At 46.7% G+C, this 22,685-nt stretch carries 18 protein-coding genes; 4 read left to right on the forward strand and 14 right to left on the reverse strand.

The window, feature by feature from the left end; translation table 11 throughout:
• Positions 1-61 precede the first annotated feature (61 nt).
• Positions 62-418: a helix-turn-helix transcriptional regulator gene (locus tag R2X38_RS06890; RefSeq protein ID WP_317521443.1), complete on the forward strand. Its 357-nt coding sequence runs from the start codon at positions 62-64 to the stop codon at positions 416-418.
• A gap of 187 nt (positions 419-605) precedes the next feature.
• On the opposite strand, the gene R2X38_RS06895 is transcribed toward R2X38_RS06890, so the two are convergent.
• On the reverse strand, positions 606-1,364 hold the full coding sequence (locus R2X38_RS06895) for a phosphatase PAP2 family protein (RefSeq protein ID WP_317521444.1): 759 nt from the start codon (positions 1,362-1,364) through the stop codon (positions 606-608).
• Positions 1,365-1,469: 105 nt separating this feature from the next.
• Between R2X38_RS06895 and R2X38_RS06900 the strand changes: the two genes are divergently transcribed.
• Positions 1,470-2,405: a Gfo/Idh/MocA family oxidoreductase gene (locus R2X38_RS06900; protein ID WP_317521446.1), complete on the forward strand. Its 936-nt coding sequence runs from the start codon at positions 1,470-1,472 to the stop codon at positions 2,403-2,405.
• Positions 2,406-2,663: 258 nt separating this feature from the next.
• Positions 2,664-4,238, forward strand: coding sequence for a BCCT family transporter (locus R2X38_RS06905; RefSeq protein WP_317521447.1), 1,575 nt, complete (start codon positions 2,664-2,666; stop codon positions 4,236-4,238).
• A 71-nt stretch (positions 4,239-4,309) separates the two neighbouring features.
• Here R2X38_RS06905 and dgcA read toward each other — a convergent pair whose 3' ends face one another.
• From dgcA to R2X38_RS06935, 6 genes are all read right to left on the reverse strand, one after another.
• Positions 4,310-5,278, reverse strand: coding sequence for an N-acetyl-D-Glu racemase DgcA (gene dgcA / locus R2X38_RS06910; RefSeq protein WP_317521448.1), 969 nt, complete (start codon positions 5,276-5,278; stop codon positions 4,310-4,312).
• A gap of 10 nt (positions 5,279-5,288) precedes the next feature.
• The gene (gene dgcN / locus R2X38_RS06915; RefSeq protein ID WP_317521449.1) at positions 5,289-6,293 is read right to left on the reverse strand and encodes an N-acetyltransferase DgcN; all 1,005 of its coding nucleotides are present in this window, start codon (positions 6,291-6,293) and stop codon (positions 5,289-5,291) included.
• Positions 6,294-7,041: 748 nt separating this feature from the next.
• Complete coding sequence (locus R2X38_RS06920) at positions 7,042-8,577, reverse strand: TolC family protein (RefSeq protein ID WP_317521450.1); 1,536 nt, start codon at positions 8,575-8,577, stop codon at positions 7,042-7,044.
• Positions 8,570-11,701, reverse strand: coding sequence for an efflux RND transporter permease subunit (locus tag R2X38_RS06925; protein WP_317521451.1), 3,132 nt, complete (start codon positions 11,699-11,701; stop codon positions 8,570-8,572). Before R2X38_RS06925 ends, R2X38_RS06920 begins: the two co-directional genes overlap by 8 nt.
• Positions 11,702-11,714: 13 nt before the next feature.
• Positions 11,715-12,893: an efflux RND transporter periplasmic adaptor subunit gene (locus tag R2X38_RS06930; protein WP_317521452.1), complete on the reverse strand. Its 1,179-nt coding sequence runs from the start codon at positions 12,891-12,893 to the stop codon at positions 11,715-11,717.
• A gap of 104 nt (positions 12,894-12,997) precedes the next feature.
• The gene (locus R2X38_RS06935) at positions 12,998-13,885 is read right to left on the reverse strand and encodes a LysR family transcriptional regulator (RefSeq protein ID WP_317521453.1); all 888 of its coding nucleotides are present in this window, start codon (positions 13,883-13,885) and stop codon (positions 12,998-13,000) included.
• Positions 13,886-14,291: 406 nt separating this feature from the next.
• Here R2X38_RS06935 and R2X38_RS06940 point away from each other — a divergent pair, with 406 nt between their 5' ends.
• Positions 14,292-15,809: a hypothetical protein gene (locus tag R2X38_RS06940; RefSeq protein ID WP_317521454.1), complete on the forward strand. Its 1,518-nt coding sequence runs from the start codon at positions 14,292-14,294 to the stop codon at positions 15,807-15,809.
• A 74-nt stretch (positions 15,810-15,883) separates the two neighbouring features.
• Here the strand turns inward: R2X38_RS06940 and R2X38_RS06945 are convergent, their stop codons facing one another.
• The 7 genes from R2X38_RS06945 to R2X38_RS06975 form a co-directional block, all read right to left on the reverse strand.
• Positions 15,884-16,444, reverse strand: coding sequence for a hypothetical protein (locus R2X38_RS06945; RefSeq protein WP_317521455.1), 561 nt, complete (start codon positions 16,442-16,444; stop codon positions 15,884-15,886).
• 191 nt (positions 16,445-16,635) lie between these two features.
• Positions 16,636-17,352: a DUF3581 domain-containing protein gene (locus R2X38_RS06950; protein WP_317521456.1), complete on the reverse strand. Its 717-nt coding sequence runs from the start codon at positions 17,350-17,352 to the stop codon at positions 16,636-16,638.
• A gap of 676 nt (positions 17,353-18,028) precedes the next feature.
• The gene (locus tag R2X38_RS06955; RefSeq protein WP_317521457.1) at positions 18,029-19,798 is read right to left on the reverse strand and encodes a bifunctional molybdopterin-guanine dinucleotide biosynthesis adaptor protein MobB/molybdopterin molybdotransferase MoeA; all 1,770 of its coding nucleotides are present in this window, start codon (positions 19,796-19,798) and stop codon (positions 18,029-18,031) included.
• On the reverse strand, positions 19,795-20,379 hold the full coding sequence (gene mobA / locus R2X38_RS06960) for a molybdenum cofactor guanylyltransferase MobA (RefSeq protein WP_317521458.1): 585 nt from the start codon (positions 20,377-20,379) through the stop codon (positions 19,795-19,797). The genes R2X38_RS06955 and mobA overlap by 4 nt, the downstream gene beginning before the upstream one ends.
• On the reverse strand, positions 20,363-21,070 hold the full coding sequence (locus tag R2X38_RS06965; RefSeq protein WP_317521459.1) for an energy-coupling factor ABC transporter ATP-binding protein: 708 nt from the start codon (positions 21,068-21,070) through the stop codon (positions 20,363-20,365). Before R2X38_RS06965 ends, mobA begins: the two co-directional genes overlap by 17 nt.
• Before the next feature lie 13 nt (positions 21,071-21,083).
• A complete protein-coding gene (locus R2X38_RS06970; RefSeq protein WP_317521460.1) occupies positions 21,084-21,785 on the reverse strand; it encodes an ABC transporter permease in 702 nt (233 codons plus the stop codon).
• Positions 21,786-22,598: a substrate-binding domain-containing protein gene (locus tag R2X38_RS06975; RefSeq protein ID WP_317521461.1), complete on the reverse strand. Its 813-nt coding sequence runs from the start codon at positions 22,596-22,598 to the stop codon at positions 21,786-21,788.
• Positions 22,599-22,685 lie beyond the last annotated feature (87 nt).

The raw sequence follows: 22,685 nt of genomic DNA on the forward strand, positions 1-22,685 counted from the left end.
GCTTAAATAAGTACAACGAAAAAATACAAGTGCGCTAGGTACAGGGCGCAAGGAAACTAAGATGCAATATACAGAACAAGACCGTCAGGTTCTTCACGATACTTGGATGAGCTACAAAGCAAAGATGCGAGTAACCCAGATTGAAATGGCTAAACGTCTAGGGGTGAGCCAGCTAGTCTTTTCTGACATTCTTCGTGGAAGTGTTCCTCTAGAACACCGTTTTGTCACCCAGTTCTGTAGCTATATTGGTGTCGATCCAATGCTGACCTTGCCGTCACTTCGTAACCAAATGGGTGGTGAAATGCCAAATTCTGTGACCCTGACTAATACCTTCATTGTTGATGGTGACATCAGAAATGTACGATATGAAGGCAATCAGCTGGTTGTCGAATACGTACATAGCGTTGAAGTGCATTAAGTCTGTTTATTAAAACCCTTTTTGATGCATTGCTTGTCTGACACCTCTGCCGATAGTTTTTTACTAAATTATCGGCAGAGGTGTTTTTGTTTAAGCCAAAGACAGTGAAAACATCAGTAAGGAGTGGACATGATTCTTGACCAGCAGATGTTCTCGGATGGACTGACCTTGCTGCTAAGCGTGCGTATTAAACTGTGTGCTTAGCCCTTTGCTCAGTCAGCTTTTGTTGCTTTTCCGGCGATAATCCCCATTCTGGAATACAGAGGTACAAACAAGCGGCGCCGAAAATAGAAGCCAGCAGATCAGTCGGCCAATGCATGCCCAACCAGATACGGCTGATACCGACACCAACCGCCCATAGAATAATGATGCTTGCAGGTACAATCTGTCGACGTCTTAAGAAAAAACCACCCCAGAAAGCCACACAGACTGCGGTAAAAATGGTGTGTCCAGATGGCAGCGAATAGTTGGTTTCTCCTTGCCAATGACTAATGCGCCAGTGGCTGACATTTTTACTGGCTTCTTTTACGGCTTCTTCTTTCTTTTCCTGGCTCAGTGCATAGAACGCTTGAGGCGTGTCGACAATGTGAAGCGCTTGAAGCTCATGTGTATATGGTCGAGGGACCTCAGTGATGTGCTTCATCACCGTTTTTGCCACAAAACTTAAAGCAAGAAGTAGCGCAAATTGAATACCTAGTTTGATCAGAGACTTGCGTGGTAACCTTAACACGATTGGAATGAGCATAAATACGGCGACGGATACCAGGAACCCTGGGTTGCCTGCGGAATGCGTTAAAAGCGAAAACAGCATTCCGCTGGTATCGGAAACAGAACCATTCAAGTTGGCTTGAGAATAAAATACCAACACCGCAGACAAGACAGTGGTCATTAACAAGAGCGCGATAAGGCCGGGTATTTTTTGTTGGATGAATGGGCGGAGAGACATAATCAATACACTTCATAAAATGGAGACGGGATTCTATCAGAGTTTACTCATGAAAAAGTAAAATAAGTGTCATAAACCGTTAGCTTAAGTTTAGTAAGGAAGAAGATGAAGATTGCCCTGATTGGATTAGGTGATATTGCCGTGAAAGCCCACTTGCCAGTACTGACCCAAATGGAAAACGTAGAGTGGGTATTTTGTACCCGTAACCCTGAACGCTTACAGCAACTGGCCAGGAAATACCATATAAAGGAAAGCTATACGGATTACCGTGAACTCGCTAAGGCAGGAATAGATGCCGTCATGATCCACTGCGCGACGTCTTCACACCCAATGTTGGCTGAATTTTTCCTAAAGCTTGGTTTACCTGTTTTTGTCGATAAGCCGCTTGCAGATAGTTACGATCAATGCGAACGGCTGTATGAGCTGGCTGAAAGCCAACAAGTTCCTTTATTTATGGGCTTTAATCGCCGTTACATTCCTCTTTATCAGCAGCACCTGCCTGGTCTAACTAGCGACATACCAACAACCTTGCCTCTACTATCTTTGCGTTGGGAGAAGCACCGCCATGATTTGCCGGGCGAGGCACGTACCTTTATCTTTGATGATTTTATTCATCCACTGGATAGCATTAACCTCAATGGCAGTATTGCACCTGATGATACCTTTGTGACCAGTCAGTTTGTGCAAAGCGGTGGGCAAAGGTTATTGGGAAGGTTGGATGTACAATGGCAGCAGGGACAAACGCTTTTCCATGCATCAATGAACCGCCAACATGGTTCAACCATGGAAACGGTATCGGCCAATTATCAAAATGCCAGTTACCGGTTTGACTCCTTTACTGAAGGGAGTTGCTGGCGAGGCAATAAAGAAGAACGTCTGAGGTTAGCTGATTGGACACCTATGTTGGCGGCAAAAGGGTTCCATGCCATGGCGGAGCATTGGCTGCAAGTGGTAAGTACAGGGAAGCAGGCACTTTCCCTTACTCAGCGTAACCTGCATAGTCATTTGTTAGCTGAGCATTTGGTTAATCAAGTGAAGTGAGTGTTGCGGGCACTTTGATACTTCGGGTTTGATGTGATTTTGAACTATGTCACAAAAAATATTTCGTGTTCAAAGTATTTGGCTTGCGGTGGGTAGCAAAACTTATAACTACCTCTAATAGTTGACTATTTTGCTGGGGTGTCTGTAAATAGTGCTATGTGTTTGAGTTGTCATTATAAAATATAAAGAAATATTTCACTGGTGTGGCGGGGAATGTGCTGTTAAAGTGCCGCCCCTCACACACACCGTGAGATTATTATGCTAAGCAATACCCTAAAAGGTAGCGACAAAACAGTTTCAGTTCTAACGATTGGTTTCCTAGGACTGTTCCTCCTCTTCTCCCTCTATGATTTGACATTGGTTAGTCAGATTATTGATACCGCTTTTTCATACTCTACAGCTGCATTTGGCCAATTCTGGCAGTGGCTGATGGTGATCAATCTTGTTATTGCCTTTGTGATCGCAGTAAGCCCATATGGCAAACAGCGTCTTGGCGCTGTGGATAGCAAGCCGACAATTGGCACATTCCGTTGGCTAGCGATGATTATGTGTACACTGCTTGCAGGTGGCGGTGTGTTCTGGTCTGCGGCCGAGCCGATCTACCACTTCATGACGATGCCGCCAAGCTTTGATGGTGTGGAAGCGCAGACATCTGCTGCAGTCGTCCCTGCGCTTAGCCAAAGTTTCATGCACTGGGGCTTTTTGGCATGGGCTGCACTTGGCACGCTAGCGACGATTGTACTGATGTATGCACACCATCAAGGTGGGGTAAAACTTCGCCCACGCGCGCTGCTTTATCCTATTGTGGGTAACAAGCTAGAGAACCATTGGGTTGGCTCCGTAATTGATGCATGCTCAATCATTGCGGTAGCGGCAGGTACAATAGGCCCAATCGGATTCTTGGCTTCTCAGCTAGGCTATAGCCTTGAAGTGGTTGCTGGCATTGAAAATAACGCTTCAGGTCAGATGGTGATTTTGGCCGTTGTTGTTGCGATTTACTCGCTCTCTGCTTTCACCGGTATGGATAAGGGCCTTCAGTGGCTGAGCCGTTTCAATATCGTCGGCGCGTTTGCACTGCTGATGGTTATGCTGGTCTTTGGTCCTACCCAGTTTATCTTCGAGCACTTTGGCTTAGCGTTCGCTTCTTATATTCAGCAATTACCGGAAATGAGTGTTAATGCGGATAGTTCTGCTTGGAGCCAGTGGTGGACATGGTTCTTCTGGGGCTGGTTTATCGGCTTTGCCCCTATGATGGCTATTTTTATTGCCCGTATCTCTGAAGGCCGCAGTATTCGTGAGCTGATCCTGACCATCGCAGTAGCCGCGCCGATTGTAACCAACTTCTGGTTTACGGTATTGGGTGGTACAGGGATTTTCTTTGAACTTCAGGTTCCAGGCAGTATTTCTGGCCCGCTTGCTGACTCAGGCCTGCCAGCAGTATTGCTAGCATCACTGGCTCAACTTCCGTTTAACGAGTTACTGATCCCCGCGTTCTTGGTACTGACGACGACATTCGTTGTGACAACTGGCGACTCCATGGCTTACTCAATTGCCCTTGTGGTTTCTGGCGACAATCAGCCATCAAAATCACAGCGTCTGTTCTGGGCATTGGCAATGGGCGTGATTGCTGGTGTGCTACTACTTGCTGGTGACGGCGGTCTAAATGCACTACAGTCGTTTATCGTGATCACTGCAGTACCTGTTTCCATTTTGATTGCGGTTACCTTGGTAACTGGCCCTATCGCGGTTTTGCGTATGCAGGGCAAGAAGGCAGAATCTCAAGCTAAAGCTCAGCAAGGCTGGGAGCAAGCAGAAGTGGCTAGTCAGTCGTAAACTATTTACTTGATAAACTAAAGCGCAAGCCATTGATGTGGCTTGCGCTTTTTTGTATCCAAATAAATCCACTAAGTTAAGATAAAGCCATTCTGATAAACCAAACCATTCTCACGGTCATGTTTTAATAGTACTGGACCGTCTAGGTCGACTAACTGAGCCTGGCTGGCAACAGGTAGGGCGGCTTCCATAGCCAGTGAGGTGCCGACCATGCAACCGACCATGACTTCCAGCCCTTGGGCTCTAGCTTGCTGTGCGAGCTTTATGGCTTCAGTTAATCCGCCAGTTTTATCCAGTTTGATATTGACCATTTCATAGCATCCCTCCAATCCGGCGAGGTCACCGCTAGTATGGCAGCTTTCATCGGCACACAAAGGGATAGGGTGAGGACAGCCTTTCAACAAATGATCTTTACCAGCAGGTACAGGTTGCTCGATCATTCGAATTTCAAAGACATCTAACGAACTGAACAATTCGGCTAAAGGTTCGTGCTCCCATGCCTCGTTGGCATCCAAGATGATTTCACAATCTGGCGCCGCTTCTCTTACCGCCGCGACCCGTTCGACGATTTGTTTATCATCCAGCTTTACCTTGAGTAATCTTGCCCCCAAATCACAAAGCTCTCTCGCTTGTTGGGCCATTTTCGGTGGAGTATCGATTGAAACCGTCATCGCCGTGGTGATCTGTTGCTTGATATCAAACAGCGGTGCAGGAAAGTTTGTTTCAGCATTGAGCCGCCAGAGTGCACAGTCGATAGCATTCCTAGCCGCTCCGGCAGGCAACTGTGGCACGAGTTCCTGCTGAACAGACTTGGCTGACAAGCCAGGGTGTTGTGCAAGAACCTCATTAAAGTCTTCTATTTGTTTGATCACACTTTCGATGCTTTCGCCATAGCGGGCATAGGGAGTACATTCGGCATTCGTACTGCGATCACCCAGCTTTACAGTGGCTACAACAACGTCTTGATGGGTTCGGCTACCGCGGGAAATAACAAACGGTCTTGCCAGGTCGAAGCGCTCGTGACGGGCAGAGATTTCCATGGACGCTCCTTTAAAACTGATGAAGTTGCTCGGCAATGGTAGATACACCAAATCGAACTGGGTCAGTAACTGGCAACGGGAACTGACTAGCAAGCTGTTCACAGTATGCGCGGGCATCTTCAATATCCAGTGCTGAGGTATTGAGACAGATCCCGACAAATTGAGCGTCAGGGTTGGTCAGTCGAGCAGCCGCTAAGTTGGCTTCCATCACGGACGCCAAATCAGGCATTGGCATGTGGGGGAGGTGACGAATGTGCTGTCGTCCTACTTCGTGGCAAAGCACCATGGCATCAGGCTGGGCACCATGTAAAAGCCCAAGGCTGACACCAGCGAAAGAAGGGTTAAGCAGCGAACCTTGTCCTTCAATGACATCCCAATCATGCTCCTCAAATGATGGACTTATCGCTTCTGTGGCACCGGAAATAAAATCAGCCACCACGGCATCAACGGCAATACCCTTACCAGCGATAAATATCCCTGTCTGACCCGTTGCGCAAAACTGGGTGTTCAACCCCTGATGATTCATCTCTTTTTCGAGCGCAAGGGAGGTATACATTTTCCCAACCGAGCAATCCGTTCCTACTGTCAGTAGCCTCTTGCCTTCTCGTGGCTTACCGTTGCCAACATCCAAGTCGCCATCGAAGTGGCGGACATCGAAAAGCTTACAGTTATTGGTCCTAGCTTTTTGTGCCAGTGTCGGGTTATCACCCAAACGTTGGTGCATGCCCGACGCCAAGTTAAAACCGATGTCTAGGGCGCGTTCAAGGGTCGCCAGCCAGCTTTGTGGAATATAGCCACCTGAGTTTGCCGTTCCCAAAACCAAGGTTCTAGCGCCTTTGGCATAGGCATCTTCTAAGGGAAGATCTGCTAAATCAAGACTGACAGTATCCGGTGTGAGTCGAAGCTGGCCAACACAGATCTCCGGCCGCCATTGAAGTATGCCCCTTGCCGTTTTGACAGAGAGGGGATCTGTGACATCGCCGAGGAATAACAGGTAAGGTTGTGGAATTTGCATGGTTCATCCTTGGTATTTGCTATAGTAATGACACCTTAAATCAGCATAGACCCAAGCTCGAATACTTAAATGTTTCAAGGGTATAACTTCAGGTTATAGTCCGTGAGTTGCTCTATTTATATCACCGGATATCAGCAGCAAATGCCAAAATCAGTCTTGGGGGGGAAGTGAGTTCTTTAGCTTCTATTCTCAATGACGAGTGATTCAAAGGGGGGGGGGCGTAGTGAAATGTGCCTCCTTAAGGAGGGCTTACTCGTCATCATGTCTTGGGTATTACTGTGTTCTAACTATTCAATTATGATTGAGAGTTAGGTTTATTACTTACGCTTTTGCTTGGTTTGAGATTTAACACGCTTAGAAAGAATGTAGTGCATTGCCATAAGAGAATCGTAGTTCATGAGAGTCACCTCTGTTATGTTTCTGTAATAAATTTACTTGTTGGTGGCTTGGTTGCTGCCACAAGATGAATATTAGTGTGACTTGCGTCACTTTTCAAGTGGTTATTGGCATGCGTAATCTATGGGTGTGTAATTTAATTACAAAAAATACAGTTGAAGTGAACAGCGATAGAAAAGATTGATAATTGAAGTTTTGGTGATGGTGATCGAGATATTTGTCTAGCTGTATTTGCCTCATAGCAGCCATCCTATTGCGTAATCTTGTGGAAAAGTCATAAGGATGGCTGTTTTGTCAGTTCATGAAAGATACTGACCGTGGTATTGACGCGTGTATCGCGAAAAAAACAATGTTATTGACTGTACTGCTGGTTATATAGGGCATCCGTTGACGGTAATGAGTCAGGCATTGGTACATCTGTTTCTACCCAGCCACCACCCAGTACCTTGTATAAGGTGATTAAATTGAGCTCCTCAGAGAGCTTGGTATTGATGAGTTCCTGTTGGGCGGTATAAAACTCACGTTGTGAGTCAAGTACTGTGAAGTAATCATCAACCCCTTCATCAAAGCGTAGGTTTGATAAACGGAAGCTTTCACCAGTGGCATCGACCAGCATTTGTTGGGCTGATACCTGGTCTTTCAAGGTCGCTTGGTTCGCTAGCGCGTCGGCAACTTCCCGAAATGCAGTTTGTATAGCCAGCTCGTATTGGTTTAGCGCAATTTGCTGATCAGCAATGGAAACATCAAGTTGGCTGTCGAGTTCACCCCAGTTAAAAATCGGCAACACGAGATTTGGTGTGAATACCCAGCTCCGGCTGTCACTAGAAAACAGATCATCAGCCGATGCACTGAGTAATCCACCAGTTGCGGTGAGAGAAATAGTCGGGAAATACGCCGCTCTTGCCGCGCCAATATTGGCATTCGCCGCACGTAGTTGGTGTTCGGCAGATAAAATATCAGGGCGGCGAAGCAGTACGTCAGAAGGTACACCGACATGGACAGGCGCAAAACCGATGTTATCGGCTAACTGAGGGAGCAGGTGAATTGGCACACGTGTACCGACTAATGTGTTTAGTGCGTTAATGTCGACATCCACTTGGCTGGTGAACAGGGCAACATCTTTAAGTGCGGTGGCAACGGTCGTTTTCGCCTGTGACACATCAAGGCCGGTTGCTACACCACTGTTAAAACTTTTTTCTGTTAGCGCTAATGAATCTTGCTGAACCCGCAAAGTATCTTCGGCTAAACGTAACAAGCGCTGATCAGCAATCAGGGTTAAGTAGGATTCAACGACACTGCTCACCAAACTGAGTTGGGTATTCTTCCGCGCTTCGATCGTAGATAGGTACTGCTCAAGTGCTTGCTGCTCGAGGCTCTGAATCCGGCCCCAGAAGTCAATTTCATAATTGCTTACACCAAGGTCAACACTGTATTGGCGGCTGATCGTTGAATTACCATTATTAACGTTTTCAGACAGCCGCTGGTTCGCGCCAGTGACACCGAGGTCGATATTCGGCAATCGGTTAGCACGCTGAATGCCGTATTGGGCTTCAGCGCGTTGGATGTTCAATATAGCAATCCGGACATCCCGGTTGTTGCGAAGTGCGAGTTCGATGACTTGTTTGAGCTTGTCACTTTGGATAAATGCCCGCCAATCTTCATAGGGAGAGACCCGGCTGATTGATGGCTCAAGACTTGCTGTCTGGCTATTGGATATACCGGGCACATTACTACCGGTATAAATTGAGAAGTTGTTAGTACTTTCATCCACAGGCCATGCCGTATCAATAGGTGCGGCTGGCTGTTGGTAGCTCGGAATAAAGTTCGTACAGCCAGCTAAATTTATGGCTGCATAGATACAGAAGGCCAGAGACGTTGTTTTAGTCATTCTTTGCCTCCACTGCAATAGCTGGCTCTTTATCTGGCCCATAGAACACCCGTGTGACAACCACAAAGAATAATGGGACAAAGAATATGCCAAGGAAGGTAGCGGTGATCACGCCACCCACCACGCCGGTACCAACGGCGTTCTGTGCACCTGAGCCAGCCCCGCTGGATATTGCCAAAGGCACAACCCCCATACCGAAAGCAAGTGAAGTCATCAAGATAGGACGAAGGCGGATTTTGGCCGCGTGAATAGCCGCCTTGAACATATCTTCCCCCGAGTCGTGGTATGACTTGGCGAACTCGACGATCATGATGGCATTTTTCGAACCGAGCCCAATGGTCGTTAATAATCCGACTTGAAAATAGACATCATTATCGAGCCCAAATACTAAGGTTGCTGTCACCGCCCCCAGTATGGCTAACGGTATGATGAGAATAACCGAGAAGGGCACCGCCCAGCTTTCATAGAGTGCGGCAAGGCAAAGGAATACGATGAGTATCGACAAGGCGTAAAGCAAAGGCGCCTGACCACTGGAGATACGCTCCTGATAAGACATACCGGTCCATTCAAGGCCAACCCCTTTGGGCAACTGGCTGACGATCTGTTCCATTTCCAGCATGGCCTCACCGGTACTGACGCCAGGCGCGGGCTCACCCAGTATTTCCATGGCAGATGTACCGTTATAGCGCTCAAGGCGTGGGGAACCATAAGTCCATTCCCCTTCACTGAAGACCCGCATAGCCACCATCTCGCCGGATTGATTGCGGACTTTCCATTCCATGATATCTGCCGGATTCATGCGAAAGGCCATGTCGGCTTGCACGTAAACCTGTTTGATCCGGCCTCGGTCTACAAAGTCGTTCACATAGTTACTACCCAGTGCTGTACCCAAAGTACTGTTGATATCATTGATCGACACGCCCAGAGCCCGGGCTTTTAACTGATCGATTTGGATATGGTACTGGGGGGTGTCATCCAGCCCGTTAGGGCGGACTTGGATAAGGTTCGGGTTCTGAGCGGCCATGCCCAAGAGTTGATTTCTTGCTTCTGTCATTTTCTCGTGGCCAAGCCCCGAGCGATCTTGGAGGAACATATCGAAACCGGTAGCATTACCCAACTCCATAATAGCGGGAGGGGCGAAGGCAAAGATCAACGCTTGTGGGATTTCAGTGAAGGCCATCATTGCCCGCCTGACGATAGCACCTACTTTATCCTCATCGGCGGATCGCTCGCCCCAATCATTCAGAGCTATAAACATCATACCGGTATTGGCACCAGAGCCCGCAAAGCTGAACCCAGAGACAGAGAATACAGATTTGACGTTTTTCTTTTCTGTTACCAAAAAATGATCTTCCACTTTATCGAGGATTTCCAAGGTTTGTTCCTGGGTGGAGCCACTGGGTAACTGCACCATACTCATCATGATGCCTTGGTCTTCATCGGGAAGGAAACCGCTTGGCAGGCGCAGGAACAATAGGGCCATGATGGCGCCGATAGCTAAATATATGAGCAAGAAACGGACACTTCGGTGAGTGATGAAGGTGACCGCGGAAGTATATTTTTCAGTGGCTTTATTGAAATTGCGGTTGAACCAGCCAGCAAAGCCCGTGGTTTTGTGTCCGTCGGTGGTTTTTAGCAGGCTGATACATAAAGTCGGAGTCAGAATGATGGCGACCATTACCGAAAGGGCGACTGCAGTAACGATGGTGATTGAAAATTGGCGATAGATTGCACCGGTAGAGCCTGCGAAAAAGGCCATAGGGATAAAGACCGCGCACAGCACCATACCGATACCCACAAGGGCACTGGTGATCTCCGTCATCGACTTTTCAGTCGCTTCCCGAGGCTCTAGCCCTTCCTCCTCCATGATCCGCTCTACGTTTTCTACCACCACGATGGCATCATCAACCAGCAGGCCGATTGCCAATACGAGTGCAAACATCGTCAGGGTATTGATGGAATACCCCAGAGCGAGCAGCACGGCAAAGGTACCGAGAACCACGACCGGTACGGCGATCGTCGGGATCAATGTTGCCCTGAAGCTCTGCAAGAATAGCAACATCACCAAGAATACCAAGAAGATGGCTTCGAGAAGGGTTTTAACCACTTCCTCTATAGAGATTTCGATAAATGGCGTGGTGTCATAGGGGTAGACAACCTTGATACCTTCGGGAAAAAAAGGAGTGAGCTCATCAAGTTTTGCCCTAACTGCATTGGCGGTTTCAAGTGCATTCTTACCGGTTGCCAGGGCAATGGATATCCCTGTTGCCGGCTGCTTGTTGTAGTTCGAGACCGTTTGGTAAGACGCTGAGCCTAGCTGTACCCTAGCCACATCTTCCATCAGTACCTGAGAGCCATCAGGGTTGACCTTGAGCAAGATCTTTTTGAATTGTTCAACGGTCTGTAATCGTGACTGGGCGGTAATAGTGGCGTTTAGCTGTTGACCTGGGACAGCAGGTGCTGCGCCGAGCTGACCTGCTGATACTTGGGCATTCTGCTCTTGTATTGCCGCCACGACATCAGACGGCATCAGGTCATAATTTTCCAGTTGGTAAGGGTTTAGCCATATCCGCATAGCATACTCTGCACCGAACAACTGGGTTTGGCCCACGCCATCCACTCGGCTTAGGGGGTCTAGCACGTTACTGGAAATGTAGTCAGATATATCTTCATTGGTTAAGGATGGATCGTCGGACACGAAGCCAATTACCATCAGAATAGAATTACTGGCTTTCTCTACTCTCACCCCTTGGTTTTGCACTTCAAGTGGTAGTAAGGGGGTCGCAACAGAGAGTTTGTTTTGCACCTGTACTTGGGCAATGTCAGGGTCTGTACCAGCCGCAAAGGTAAGGGTCGTAGTGATATTACCGAAAGAGTCCGACGTCGAGGACATATATAGCAGGTTATCAAGGCCATTCATTTGCTGCTCAATGACCTGAGTCACAGAGTCTTCAGCGGTTTTCGCCGATGCACCGGGGTAGGTTGCAGAAATCTGGATTGCTGGCGGGGCAATGGTCGGGTATTGGGCAATGGGCAGCAAGATGATGGAAATCACCCCTGCCAACATCACCAGAATGGCAAGCACCCAAGCAAAAACAGGTCGCTGTATAAAGAAATGAGCCATGACCCCGTCCTATTTACTTCGAAGGATTGTTAGTCGTTGTGCTGCTGATTTCATGGGACTTGCTGACAGGTGCACCAGAGCGGACAAACTGCAAGCCGTCGACAATCACTTTATCGCCGACGTTCAACCCTTTAGTGATCAGCCATTGATTATTCACGAGCCGATCGGTCTGAACGGTCTTTACTTCCACTTTGCTGTCTTGTCCGATGACGCTCACCTGGGCGTCTCCCTTGGGAGTGCGGGTTAAGGCTTTGGCTGGAATTAAAATCGCCTTATCGACCACACCTCTTGGAATCGATGCCCTGACAAACATGCCGGGAAGCAGAATTTGTTGAGGGTTTGGAAAAGACACCCGCAGAACAAAAGAACCGGTGGTTTCATCTATATTAATGTCAGAAAAAAGGATAGTACCGGGCTGGTCGTAAGTAGTGCCATCTTCAAGAGATAGCTGAATATCACTTAACTCAGCATCGCTACGCTTGAAAGTGCCTTGAGCCAACTCTCGCCTAAATTGCAACAACTCAGTACTCGAAGCGGTGAGATCGACATGCATAGGGTTGTAAGTTTGCACTGTTACCAAAGGCGCGGATTGATTGGCTGTCACCAACGCACCAGCGGTGACAGAAGATCGTCCGGCACGGCCATTAATAGGGGCGTTGACCTTGGTATAGTTGAGGTTGATTTTGGCATTTTCGACACTGGCCTTGGCACTGGCAACGTTTGACTGTGCTTCTTGGAATGTCGCAACAGCATCATCATAATCCTGCCGGGAGACGGCTTTTTCCCTTACTAGGCGGCGGTACCTATCTGCACGATTTCTTGCTGTGGCCAGATTAGCCGTGGCTTTATTGAGATCAGAGCGGGCTTGATCCAGCGAGAGCTGAAAAGGCGCTGGGTCGATTTGATAAAGGGGCTGGCCCTTTGTCACCATGGTACCTTCCTCAAACAGTTGCTGGAGGATGATCCCACCCACTTGTGGCCGAACTTCAGCCTCATAGGAAGCGACTGTTCGCCCCGGCATTTCATCGCGCAGCTCTACTGACTTAGTTGCGACGGTGACATAGCCAATGTCGTATTGAGGCCCTTGCGGGGCTGTAGCTTGTTTGTCTTCACAGCCTTGAAGGAAGGCGAAGCTTAACAGGGCTAAAGACAATGAGAACGGTTGTAACAGTTGCTGCTTAACACTGATCATTTCGCCAACCTACCTTAAAGCTACAAACTAAAAGTGTGACTAAGCCTTGCTCTAATTATTAAGAGTTATGATTAGCTTATTCAGGTTTGCGACAAGACAGTGTCTTATCTTTGCGCAGGATTCTCTTTTAAGTACTGACAAAGAAGTTCAATAAACTGATTAGCCGTTGAGGATAAAGGGGAATGGTCGGCAAAAAGCAAGCTGATGGTGACAGGGACTTGTTCTGCCAATGAAATAACCCTGACTTTATCTTGGTAGTTATTTGCTGTCCAAGGGTCAACTATCGTAACGCCCATGCCCTGAATCACTAACTCAGCAGCGGTAGAATACGATCTTACTGATAATTGAAAGTGATAGTCTGGTTGGTGTTTTAGGACCATGTGTTTAACTGTTTGTCCTAGCGGGTCGCGCGCATCTAAACCAATAACAGGAGCAACATCAAGAAGCTCAGGTATGGACATTGAATTCGAATGCCAAGCATAACTTTCTGGCAGCAAGGCGACCATTTTGGCCTTTTCTAACTCTTGGCTACTAACCCTTGGTGGAGCGGTGTGGCCAAAGCTGATCGCGAAATCGAGTTGATTTTCCAGTAGAGCATCACAGAGCTCATTTTGATTTCCTGTCGAGATCTCTGCTGATACTGGAGATGATTGATACAACTTAGCCAATATCGGTGGGATGAGGTTGGTTGAAAGAATCGGCGGAGCGCCAATTCGAAGATGGGAGTGTCCTTTCTGCAGTTTACTGGTGAGGGATTGCAGGTTTCCCACTTGACGATAGAGCTTTTCAGCTTCAGGTAGCAAGGCTTCGGCTTGTTCAGAGGGGATAAGTCGGCCTTTGTGACGGTGGAACAGAGGAAAACCAAGCTGGAGCTCTGTGTGAGCGAGTACTCGAGTGATATTTGGTTGTGAAACGTGCAGTACTCTAGCAGCCCCTGACACACTGCCGCTCTTCATTACAGCGTAAAATACCTCTATCTGGCGTAAATTCACAATCTAGCCCTATCTATCCTTGGGGTGAAAATGTATATAAAAACATACTTTTCTCAGTAAGTCATTTTGACAGTATCATCATATAAGAGCAATCGAATGATAACGGCTAAGGGGAAAGAGAATGCGGAATATTGGTAAGTTCACACAGTTGGTGACAATTTATTGTCATAATTTTGCATTAATGTCATTTTATTGTCCTGTTGTGATGCTAAGCTATTAATATTAAAATAAATAGATAATATTTACTTAATTATATATTTGTCATTTTTTGCCATATCAGAATGATTGGCTATATTGAATATATATTTACTTGTCGGGTAACTGTCTTTTTATAATGATTCCATTGTCGCAATTGTCAGCGCAAATTTGCTGCGAAAATAGAGAGCGAGCTTTTCAAGTAAAGCAAATGTTTGTAAAGGCAGGCATTGTTAACGTGGATGTTGTTGATTTTAATCAGCTAAAAACCAAGTGTACCATTCACGATGTCTATTTTATTGACTATGAATATCAATATCAAGAAAAGGTTTCTGACTATATTGTTGAAAAAAGAAACAGTTCTTTTTTTAAGCGATACCCACTGTTTTTATTAGCATTATCAGAACTGGCCAGTGATTTTGACTGTAACAGCGCCCGGTCCCTGGATGCTGACCATGTTGTTACTGGCTTATTTAGTTATGAGCATTTTAATACATTGCTCAATCGGTTATTAAAGCATAAAGCGTTTTATGAAAATGTTTTCCAAAGTGCTGGGCATAACTTAGCGAGGTTCACGGCAAGTGTCAGTCAGTACAAAGACAAGATAAAAAACCCTCAGTTGCTGAACCTTTCATTGCTGTCACTGTATAAACAACAGATGAATAATGATTTTCTTAGCTTATATCAACAGCATGACAGGGCATTGATAGAGCCGAGCAATATCATTCATTTCAGTGACTTTTGCCCCGAGCCAAAGAAAAGTATTTCGGCTCTGCAATGGTTATTAAAGAAGGATGAACTGCCTTTTATAGTCCATACCCGCTTGGCTGAAGAGTACCAAAAGCTCAATAATATCGAAGCAATTTTCCAGCACAGGTATATAGCATTCGAAACAAACCCTGCCAGCCAAGAGGCATTTGTTGAGTTAGTTCGATGCTTGATTGAGCAAGAAAAACTTGAGTCGTTATCTTTGGTATTGGCCAAGCGGCTGCAGTATATGCCGAGCAAGCTGGAAGACTATTGCCAGTTAGCAATTGAGCTTTCAGATGCCATTTTGTTTTCTGGTATACAAGTGAGCAAAGACCAGTACAGAACATTGTTTGAGCCGGTATTGAGAAGCCTGTTCAAGCGTTTACCGGCAGACAAGCGTGAAGAACTCGTTGCGTTAGTCAATTTGCTTAAGACCCTTCATATCAATAAGGCGGGGAAGGGGCTTAAGGCGAGAGCAATGGCGCTGGACATCTATCACAATGATGTGCTGAGAAAGAGAAAGCCTTGCCTGCATCTGAATCTTGTTTCGTTACGTGTATTGGCAACTTTTGGTGAGGTGAAGTTGTGTTTTTCATTGGTTAATAAAATCAATGCGTTGGAATTGCACAAACAAAATACAGATTTATATAAATGGGCGGCGAAACCTTACAGCAAGCTACAGAAAGTCTATATATGGTTAAAGAAGTTACCGAAAATCGTCCCCGAACAACAACAAAGCCGAGTGATGACCTTGGATGTAGTGGAAAGGTATTACCCTTTTTCATTTGATATCAATTGCATGATTCTAACGGCTCTTCTCACTGTTGATGCATCAAGCAAGCAGCAGGCGTTACAAGTTATCAAAAGGCTCAAGCGCAGTAACTATACCATCCGTCATTTAGATTTAGGGACAGAGATTATGCGGAGTAAAACTTATATGGATGCCTTGCAGAATCACCCAGTTTCTCGAACTGCTTAGTACGAGCCGATTGCAGTATAGAAAACCCGGCTAGTAGGCCGGGTTGGGTTATCGGTAAAAATCGTACCGTCAGATTATTTGTCCGCAACCGGAACCATAATGTGGACATATGGGGTATCTTTCCACATTACATAAGGACCTCCCGAAGATGGGTCATCTGTCATACCTTCAAGCATCGCTTTAGGCACAATAATCATTAGGTGTGGGCCGGTTTCGGTGTAATCGTCAGCATTTTTAGGGTCTGGATGATAAGGATCAGAGTTACTGACACCAGCACCGCGGTCACCTTGCAGCATATAGGAAATGCCAATCTTGGTTGCGGTATAGTCTTTCTTGTTGATCATTGCAGTCAACATTTCCATCCATACGGCATCGTTACACATAGGCATGCCGTCATCCGGGAAGGTATCTGGCATGCAAGTCCAGCCATTAGAACCTTCTACCACCACCTTGCCGTCAACGACAATAGTTGCTTCATCACTGATTGAAGCGGGGGCGGCAGACTTGGCCCTGCCTATTTTTTCTGTCATCAAATCTTCAGACATCTTATTGTCTTCAGCCAATACTGGCACTGCAACTAAGCTGGTTGACAGAATGGCTGATACGCAAAGAGCTGATTTTAAGAGATTAACCATGATTATTTCTCCACCTAGTCTGAAATCAACATCATGGAATGAGTTGTCACACTTTTATGACAACATAAAGTATAGGGTCTTATGGAGGATCAATCGGAGAACATGCTGGTGGCTAGCGTGAATATGGTAATAAAAAGCCGTCATAAAGACGGCTTTAAAGGATAAATCATTCAGTTAGCAGTGAATCAAATTTAGGCGGCAATGGCTGAGAATTCAGCCTTACGTGCATTGAAGCGCTCAACCAAATCGTCAATCGCTGCTTGGTCATATGGCTTCAGGCCACTCATAAGCATGCGCTTACGCCCAGTACCGACCACTTCACCGTTTTCCTTGAAGTGGAAGATAAGTGTCACGCTACCACGCTTACCATCAACTTCGATTTCGGACTCGGCTAGCTCAACCGTAGGGGAGGTGAGGTCTAGGCGCTCAAAGTTGAGCTCCATGCTCTCGTAGATAACCAATGGACGCGCTGTGTTGATCATGATGTCCTTAGATTTCATCAAAGGAACCATGATGTGTGGGAAATTCATACCCGAGAACTGAACGTAGCTTTTGGTCACCTGCTCGATAAGTGATTTATCTGTGGTGATGTCACCTTCACGAGTAACATGTAGATACTCTTTATCCGCATCATCAACAATAGCGAAATCGTTGAAGCAGCTGTGTTTTGCTTTCAGGCCGATGCCGTCATTGATCATGCCTGCAAATTCAAAGCGCATCTTTTTACTGATGCCAGCACGTGAAAGTACAACTGAAAACAGAAGATCACCAGGAACGCAGAAACGTTTGTTATCTTCATCGTGAATGGGATTGAAATCGCCAGCGATTTTCTTTGCAAAGTGACTCGCTTGCTCACGGGTAAAGCTGAATACACCATTCTCTTCTAAGTAATATGAATCTAGAAACATGCCTAACGTACTGATAGTGGATTAATTAAACTGTCAGCTATTCTACCTGATATCTTCATCAAAAATGGTCCAGCCAGTGAAAAATAGCTAAGCATAGAAATTAAATCAGGTGATAGTGACCCAAAACTCATTATAGTGACCGGCCGAGTATTATACCAAATCACTATGATTGATTACATTTGTCACAGTTATGGAAGCGAGTATAGCGTAAGAAAATATTTTTAGTGCAACTCAATACATAATTTTGTACTATTGCTGAAAACGACAAGGATGACAATAACATACAAATCCTAACGAAGAATGATATAAAGTCGTTTATTACCTTTCTGATAAGCATTGGTTCAGCTACATCGTAAAAGCCCGCTTTAAAGGAAAGAACAGACAGGTTCCTCAATTATTGACGAACAATGGCTAGGGTTACTTTATCTGAGCAATTCCAAGATGCTGTGTACAAGCGATATGCGCGTACGGAGCACAATAAACCATCTTCTAGACGTGTAGAAGCTTAGGAAAAATATAGTAGCACGGAAGCTGCAAAAAATAAGCACTCAGTAAACGGTGGCTTAAACACCGTTTGCTGAGTGCTCATAATCATGCAGCGTACTCTCTCAGGCTGGTAGTCTCTGCAGCTGTTATCGACAGTGCAGAGACCAAACCACCATTATCTCTTTACTCTTTAGATCCGGTTTTCCAACGGAATCACACGCACTTTCTCACCAATTTCTACTCCTGGTTGCTCAGGTAGGATTTCAATCAAGCAGTTGGCTTCACTCATTGAGCGAAGGATGCCAGAGCCTTGCTTTCCAGCACTTCTTACTGTTAGGCGGCCGTTAGCATCAATACCAAAGATCCCGCGGCTGTATTCAGTGCGACCAGGGCGGGAGCGCAGTTTTTCTTCTGCAACAGCGATAAAGAAAGGTGCTTGCCAGTTGTGCATACCTTGAAGCTTGCGGATAGCGGGTTCTACAAACTGCATGAACGTAACCATAACGGCTACAGGGTTACCCGGAAGGCCAAAGTACGGCGTGGTATCAATATGACCGAAAGCGAGAGGGCGACCCGGTCTCATATTGATACGCCAGAAGTTGATTTGGCCTAGTTTATCCAATACGGTCTTGATGTAATCAGCATCACCGACTGAAACACCACCTGAAGATAAGATCAAATCAGCTTGCTGGCTGGCAGTTGTTAGCGTACTTTCCAGCGCCTGCTCACTATCTTCGATGATGCCGAGATCAATCACCTCACAGCCGACTTTTCTGAGCATTGCATGTAGCGTGTAACGGTTTGAGTCGTAGATACAATTTGGTTTCTGCGCTTCACCTGGGTGTTGCACTTCATCACCGGTAGAGAAAATAGCCACTTTGACCTGTGGTCTGATCGTAACAGTGTTCAACCCCAGTGAAGCAATCATACCCAGTTCAGGTGCTGTGATTTGCGTACCGCTTTGAACCGCGGCTTGACCGATGGCAAGGTCTTCACCGGCTTGACGAACATTTTGTCCTGCTTTGATCACCCCAACACCCAAGTCAAAGGTGACGCTGTCACCGGTCTGCTGGGCTTGTTCTCGCATTATCACCGTATCTGCATTTTGCGGTACGGGGGCGCCGGTCATTATTCGGACGGCTTCGCCTTGATTTAAAGGTTTGTCATAGCTGTGCCCGGCCATTACTTGGGCAACGACTTGATAGTTTTCTCGGCCTAGATCATCGCTGCGAATGGCGTAGCCATCCATCGCGGAATTGGTGTGTTGCGGTACATTGACGGGCGACAAAATATCGCTTGCGACAATTTGTCCCAATGCCTCTTTTAACACAACGGTTGTTTCGGTATTTGGTGCGACAATCTGGCTCAGGATACGATCACGGCCTTCGGCAACAGACAGCATTCCTGATGGGTCAAGGTCACTACAGTTCAGTGTTTGGCCAGAATGTTTGTTGGTGAAGTCAGCGACGAAGGCGGTGAGCTTGTCGAGATCATTGATATCAAGTTTTGGAAGGTCAGTTTCAGCCGGTGTGTCTGACGCGACTGCAATGATGTTGTCATCTTCAGGAAACAGCCATGGTTTGCCAATTTCTGCGCGGTGAAGCTCAATTTTAGGAAAGCTCAGCTTCTTGAAGCCTTCTACCAAGATCAGGTCAAGTTCGTTGAGATCAAGTTGGGCAATGAGCTGGGGGAGAGAGGCTTCCTCTTCTGGTGTTTCGGTAACCATGGCACGGCGATAGCGTGAAGAGATCAGCATTTGCGCGGCACCTGCCTTGCGAAGGCGGTACGAGTCTTTCCCTTCTTTATCGATATCAAAATGGTGATGTGCGTGTTTGATAACCGCAACACGAATACCACGCTCTACGAGTTTAGGCAGCATGGCCTCTAGCAGGGTTGTTTTGCCTGTTCCGCTCCATGCGGCAAAGCCCAGCAAAGGCAGGGAAGATTGAATTGGGTTCATAGTGCTTGTCCGAATTGTTCTAGTTCTTCTGGCGTATTTAAATTGACAAAAGCATTGGGCTGATCACTGAAATCAACTGTGATCATATTGCACTGGCGATAGAGTAAAATGATTTTTCGATCGCCATTTTCCAAAAACTGCTCGAGCTTGGGCAAGATGCGGCGATTAACCAGGGTGACAACCGGTTGAATGTGCTCACCATCGTGTGCCACTGCTATGTCGGTAAGACTGTCACAAGCGCTGCTCATTCTATCGACAAGATCAGCGGGAAGGGCGGGGCAGTCGCAAGGTACAAACCCTATCCATTCGGATTCGAGGTGGTGTAGCGCAGCATGCATCCCGCCAAGAGGGCCCGGGTAATTCTGGATGTGATCACCAAACACGGTGCCATATTGGCGGTAAGTTTCTTGATTGCGGTTAGCGTTGATAGTGATTGATGCGGTTTGCTTAGCAAGAGTGTCGATGACATGTTCAATCATTGCTCGGCCTGCGAGCGTCACTAATCCTTTGTCATTTCCCCCCATCCGGCTGGCTTGACCGCCAGCCAAAATGACCCAGCTTGTGTTATCCGGCGTAGGCATATTTATTATTGTCCTCTTCAACGAGCTGCAAATCAGCGCGTTCAATGAGTTGAGAATCAGAAATTGTCCACTGGCGACGGCACAGTTCAGTCAGCGCATTTTTTTGGTGGCTGGTGATCACTAAGCTGGTTCCACGAGCCAGTAGGTCTTTGCACAACACAACTAACCTATCAACCGACTCTTGGTCTAGGCTAGCACTGGATTCATCCATTAACAGCACCGCAGGTTTTATCGCCCAAGCTCGCGCCATAGCAACACGCTGCCTTTCACCGCCTGAGAGAACAGAGATATGTTCGTCCGCCAGTGTTTCCAAGCCTACCATACGAAGGGCATTGATTGCCTCTGCCCGTCGGTTTCGCCGCTCTCGAATGGTGAATTTCAAACCATAACTGACATTGTCCAACACTGTACCGTCAAACATGTATGGGGTTTGATGCATATAGACAACGCCGCTATTGGATTGTGCGCAGAACATGCGCCGTAAAATTGAAGGCTTGTTTATGTTGATCGAGCCGGTACTAGGGCGTTGCAGGCCACTCAGAACTTTTAATAAAGTGGTTTTTCCAACACCGTTGTCGCCACTTAGATAAATCGCATCACGGGGCCCAAGGACAAGGTTAGGGATGTGGAACAGTAGCCGGTCTTTGAATCGAACCGATAGGTCTGTGGCCTCGATAGAGAGTTGTGTCATCAAATTCTCCGGCTTAGTTAGTGCGAAGGTGGGCTTTGCCACGCGCAACAGATAGGAAAAAGTTTAGCCCTAAAGCCAAAATCAGCAGCACCATTCCTAAGGCAACACCTTGGGCAAAGGCCCCTTTGGAGCTTTCCAAGGCGATCGCTGTTGGGATATTCCTTGTCGAGTTGAGGATATTACCACCAACCATCATGGAACAACCAACTTCGGTTATCACCCGGCTGAATGCAGCAATAACAGCTGCTAATAAAGGGAAACGACTTTCCCACATTAGGCTCATGAATGCTCTTGGCAAGCTGGCCCCTAAAGTGAGAGAGGTTTCCCAGGCGCGTTTATCACTGTTTTGAAACGCCGCATGCATCATAGAAACTAAAATCGGCAAGCAGATCAGCATTTGTCCTAAAACCATCGCCTGCTGGGTAAATAGCATTTTCCAATCACCTAATGGTCCAGCCCGTGATAACAGCATGTACAGTAATAGGCCAATGACAACAGTCGGAATGGATTGGCAAGTATTGAACAACGATAGAATCACCCAACGCCCAGGAAAACGGCCATAGGCAAGAGCAAAGCTAATTAGTAGTGCTGGCAAAAGCACAAGGCCAATTGCCAGCAGTGAAACCGAAAATGAAACACCAACGATCCCCCACAGGGCGGCATCGCCGCTAAACAGCAGTTGGATCGCTTGGTGAGTGGTTTGCCAGATATCCATTTACTGAGCAATAGCATCCGCGACAAAAAGCTGTTCGCCGTGTCGCTTGTAGTCGTTGATCATGTTCTGCGCTTTCGGGTTTACCAACCAGTCACTGAAAGACTTGGCACCTTGGTAGTTAATGTCAGGGTAACGGCTTGGGTTTACCAGAATAACCTGATACGGGTTGAACAGGCGAGAGTCTCCTTGTAGGACAATCTTAAGATCTAGCTTGTTCTGGTAGGCCAGCCAAGTGCCACGGTCTGTCATGGTGTAGGCCTGAAGCTCAGAGGCCATATTCAATGTTGGGCCCATACCTTGGCCAACTGCTTTGTAGCCACCGAAGTTTGGTTCCATTTTTGTCTGCGCCCAAAGGTTGAGCTCTTTTTTGTGGGTACCAGAATCATCACCACGTGAGACAAAGGTTTCGTTTTCGTCAGCAATGGTTTTTAGCGCAGTGGTGACGTCTTTGATTTCACTGATATGGGCTGGATCAGATTTAGGGCCAACAATGACAAAATCATTGTGCATAAGTTTACGCGGTAGGACACCAAAACCTTTTTCAACAAAGGTGGCTTCAGCTTTTGGTGCGTGGGTCATCACTAAATCAACATCACCGTTTTCACCCATGCGCAGAGACTTGCCTGTACCCGCAGCAAGTACTTCAACCGTGTAACCGGTATCTTTCTTGAACTCGGGTAGCAGGTAGTCCAATAGGCCAGAGTGATATGTACTGGTAGTTGTTGCCAATCGCACCGTCATATTCTCTGCAGCTTGAATTGCAGCTGAAGAAGCCAGAGCCAATACAATAAAAGTTGTTTTTAATAGTTTCATAGGTCTTCCTGACTGAACGTCATTTTGTCATTTATTTTACGCAAGTGAAGCGAAGCTCTCCAAAGGAGATATTCTTCATCGTTATGA

The organism is Photobacterium rosenbergii (genome assembly GCF_033022775.1).
Taxonomy (GTDB): Bacteria; Pseudomonadota; Gammaproteobacteria; order Enterobacterales; family Vibrionaceae; genus Photobacterium; species Photobacterium rosenbergii_A.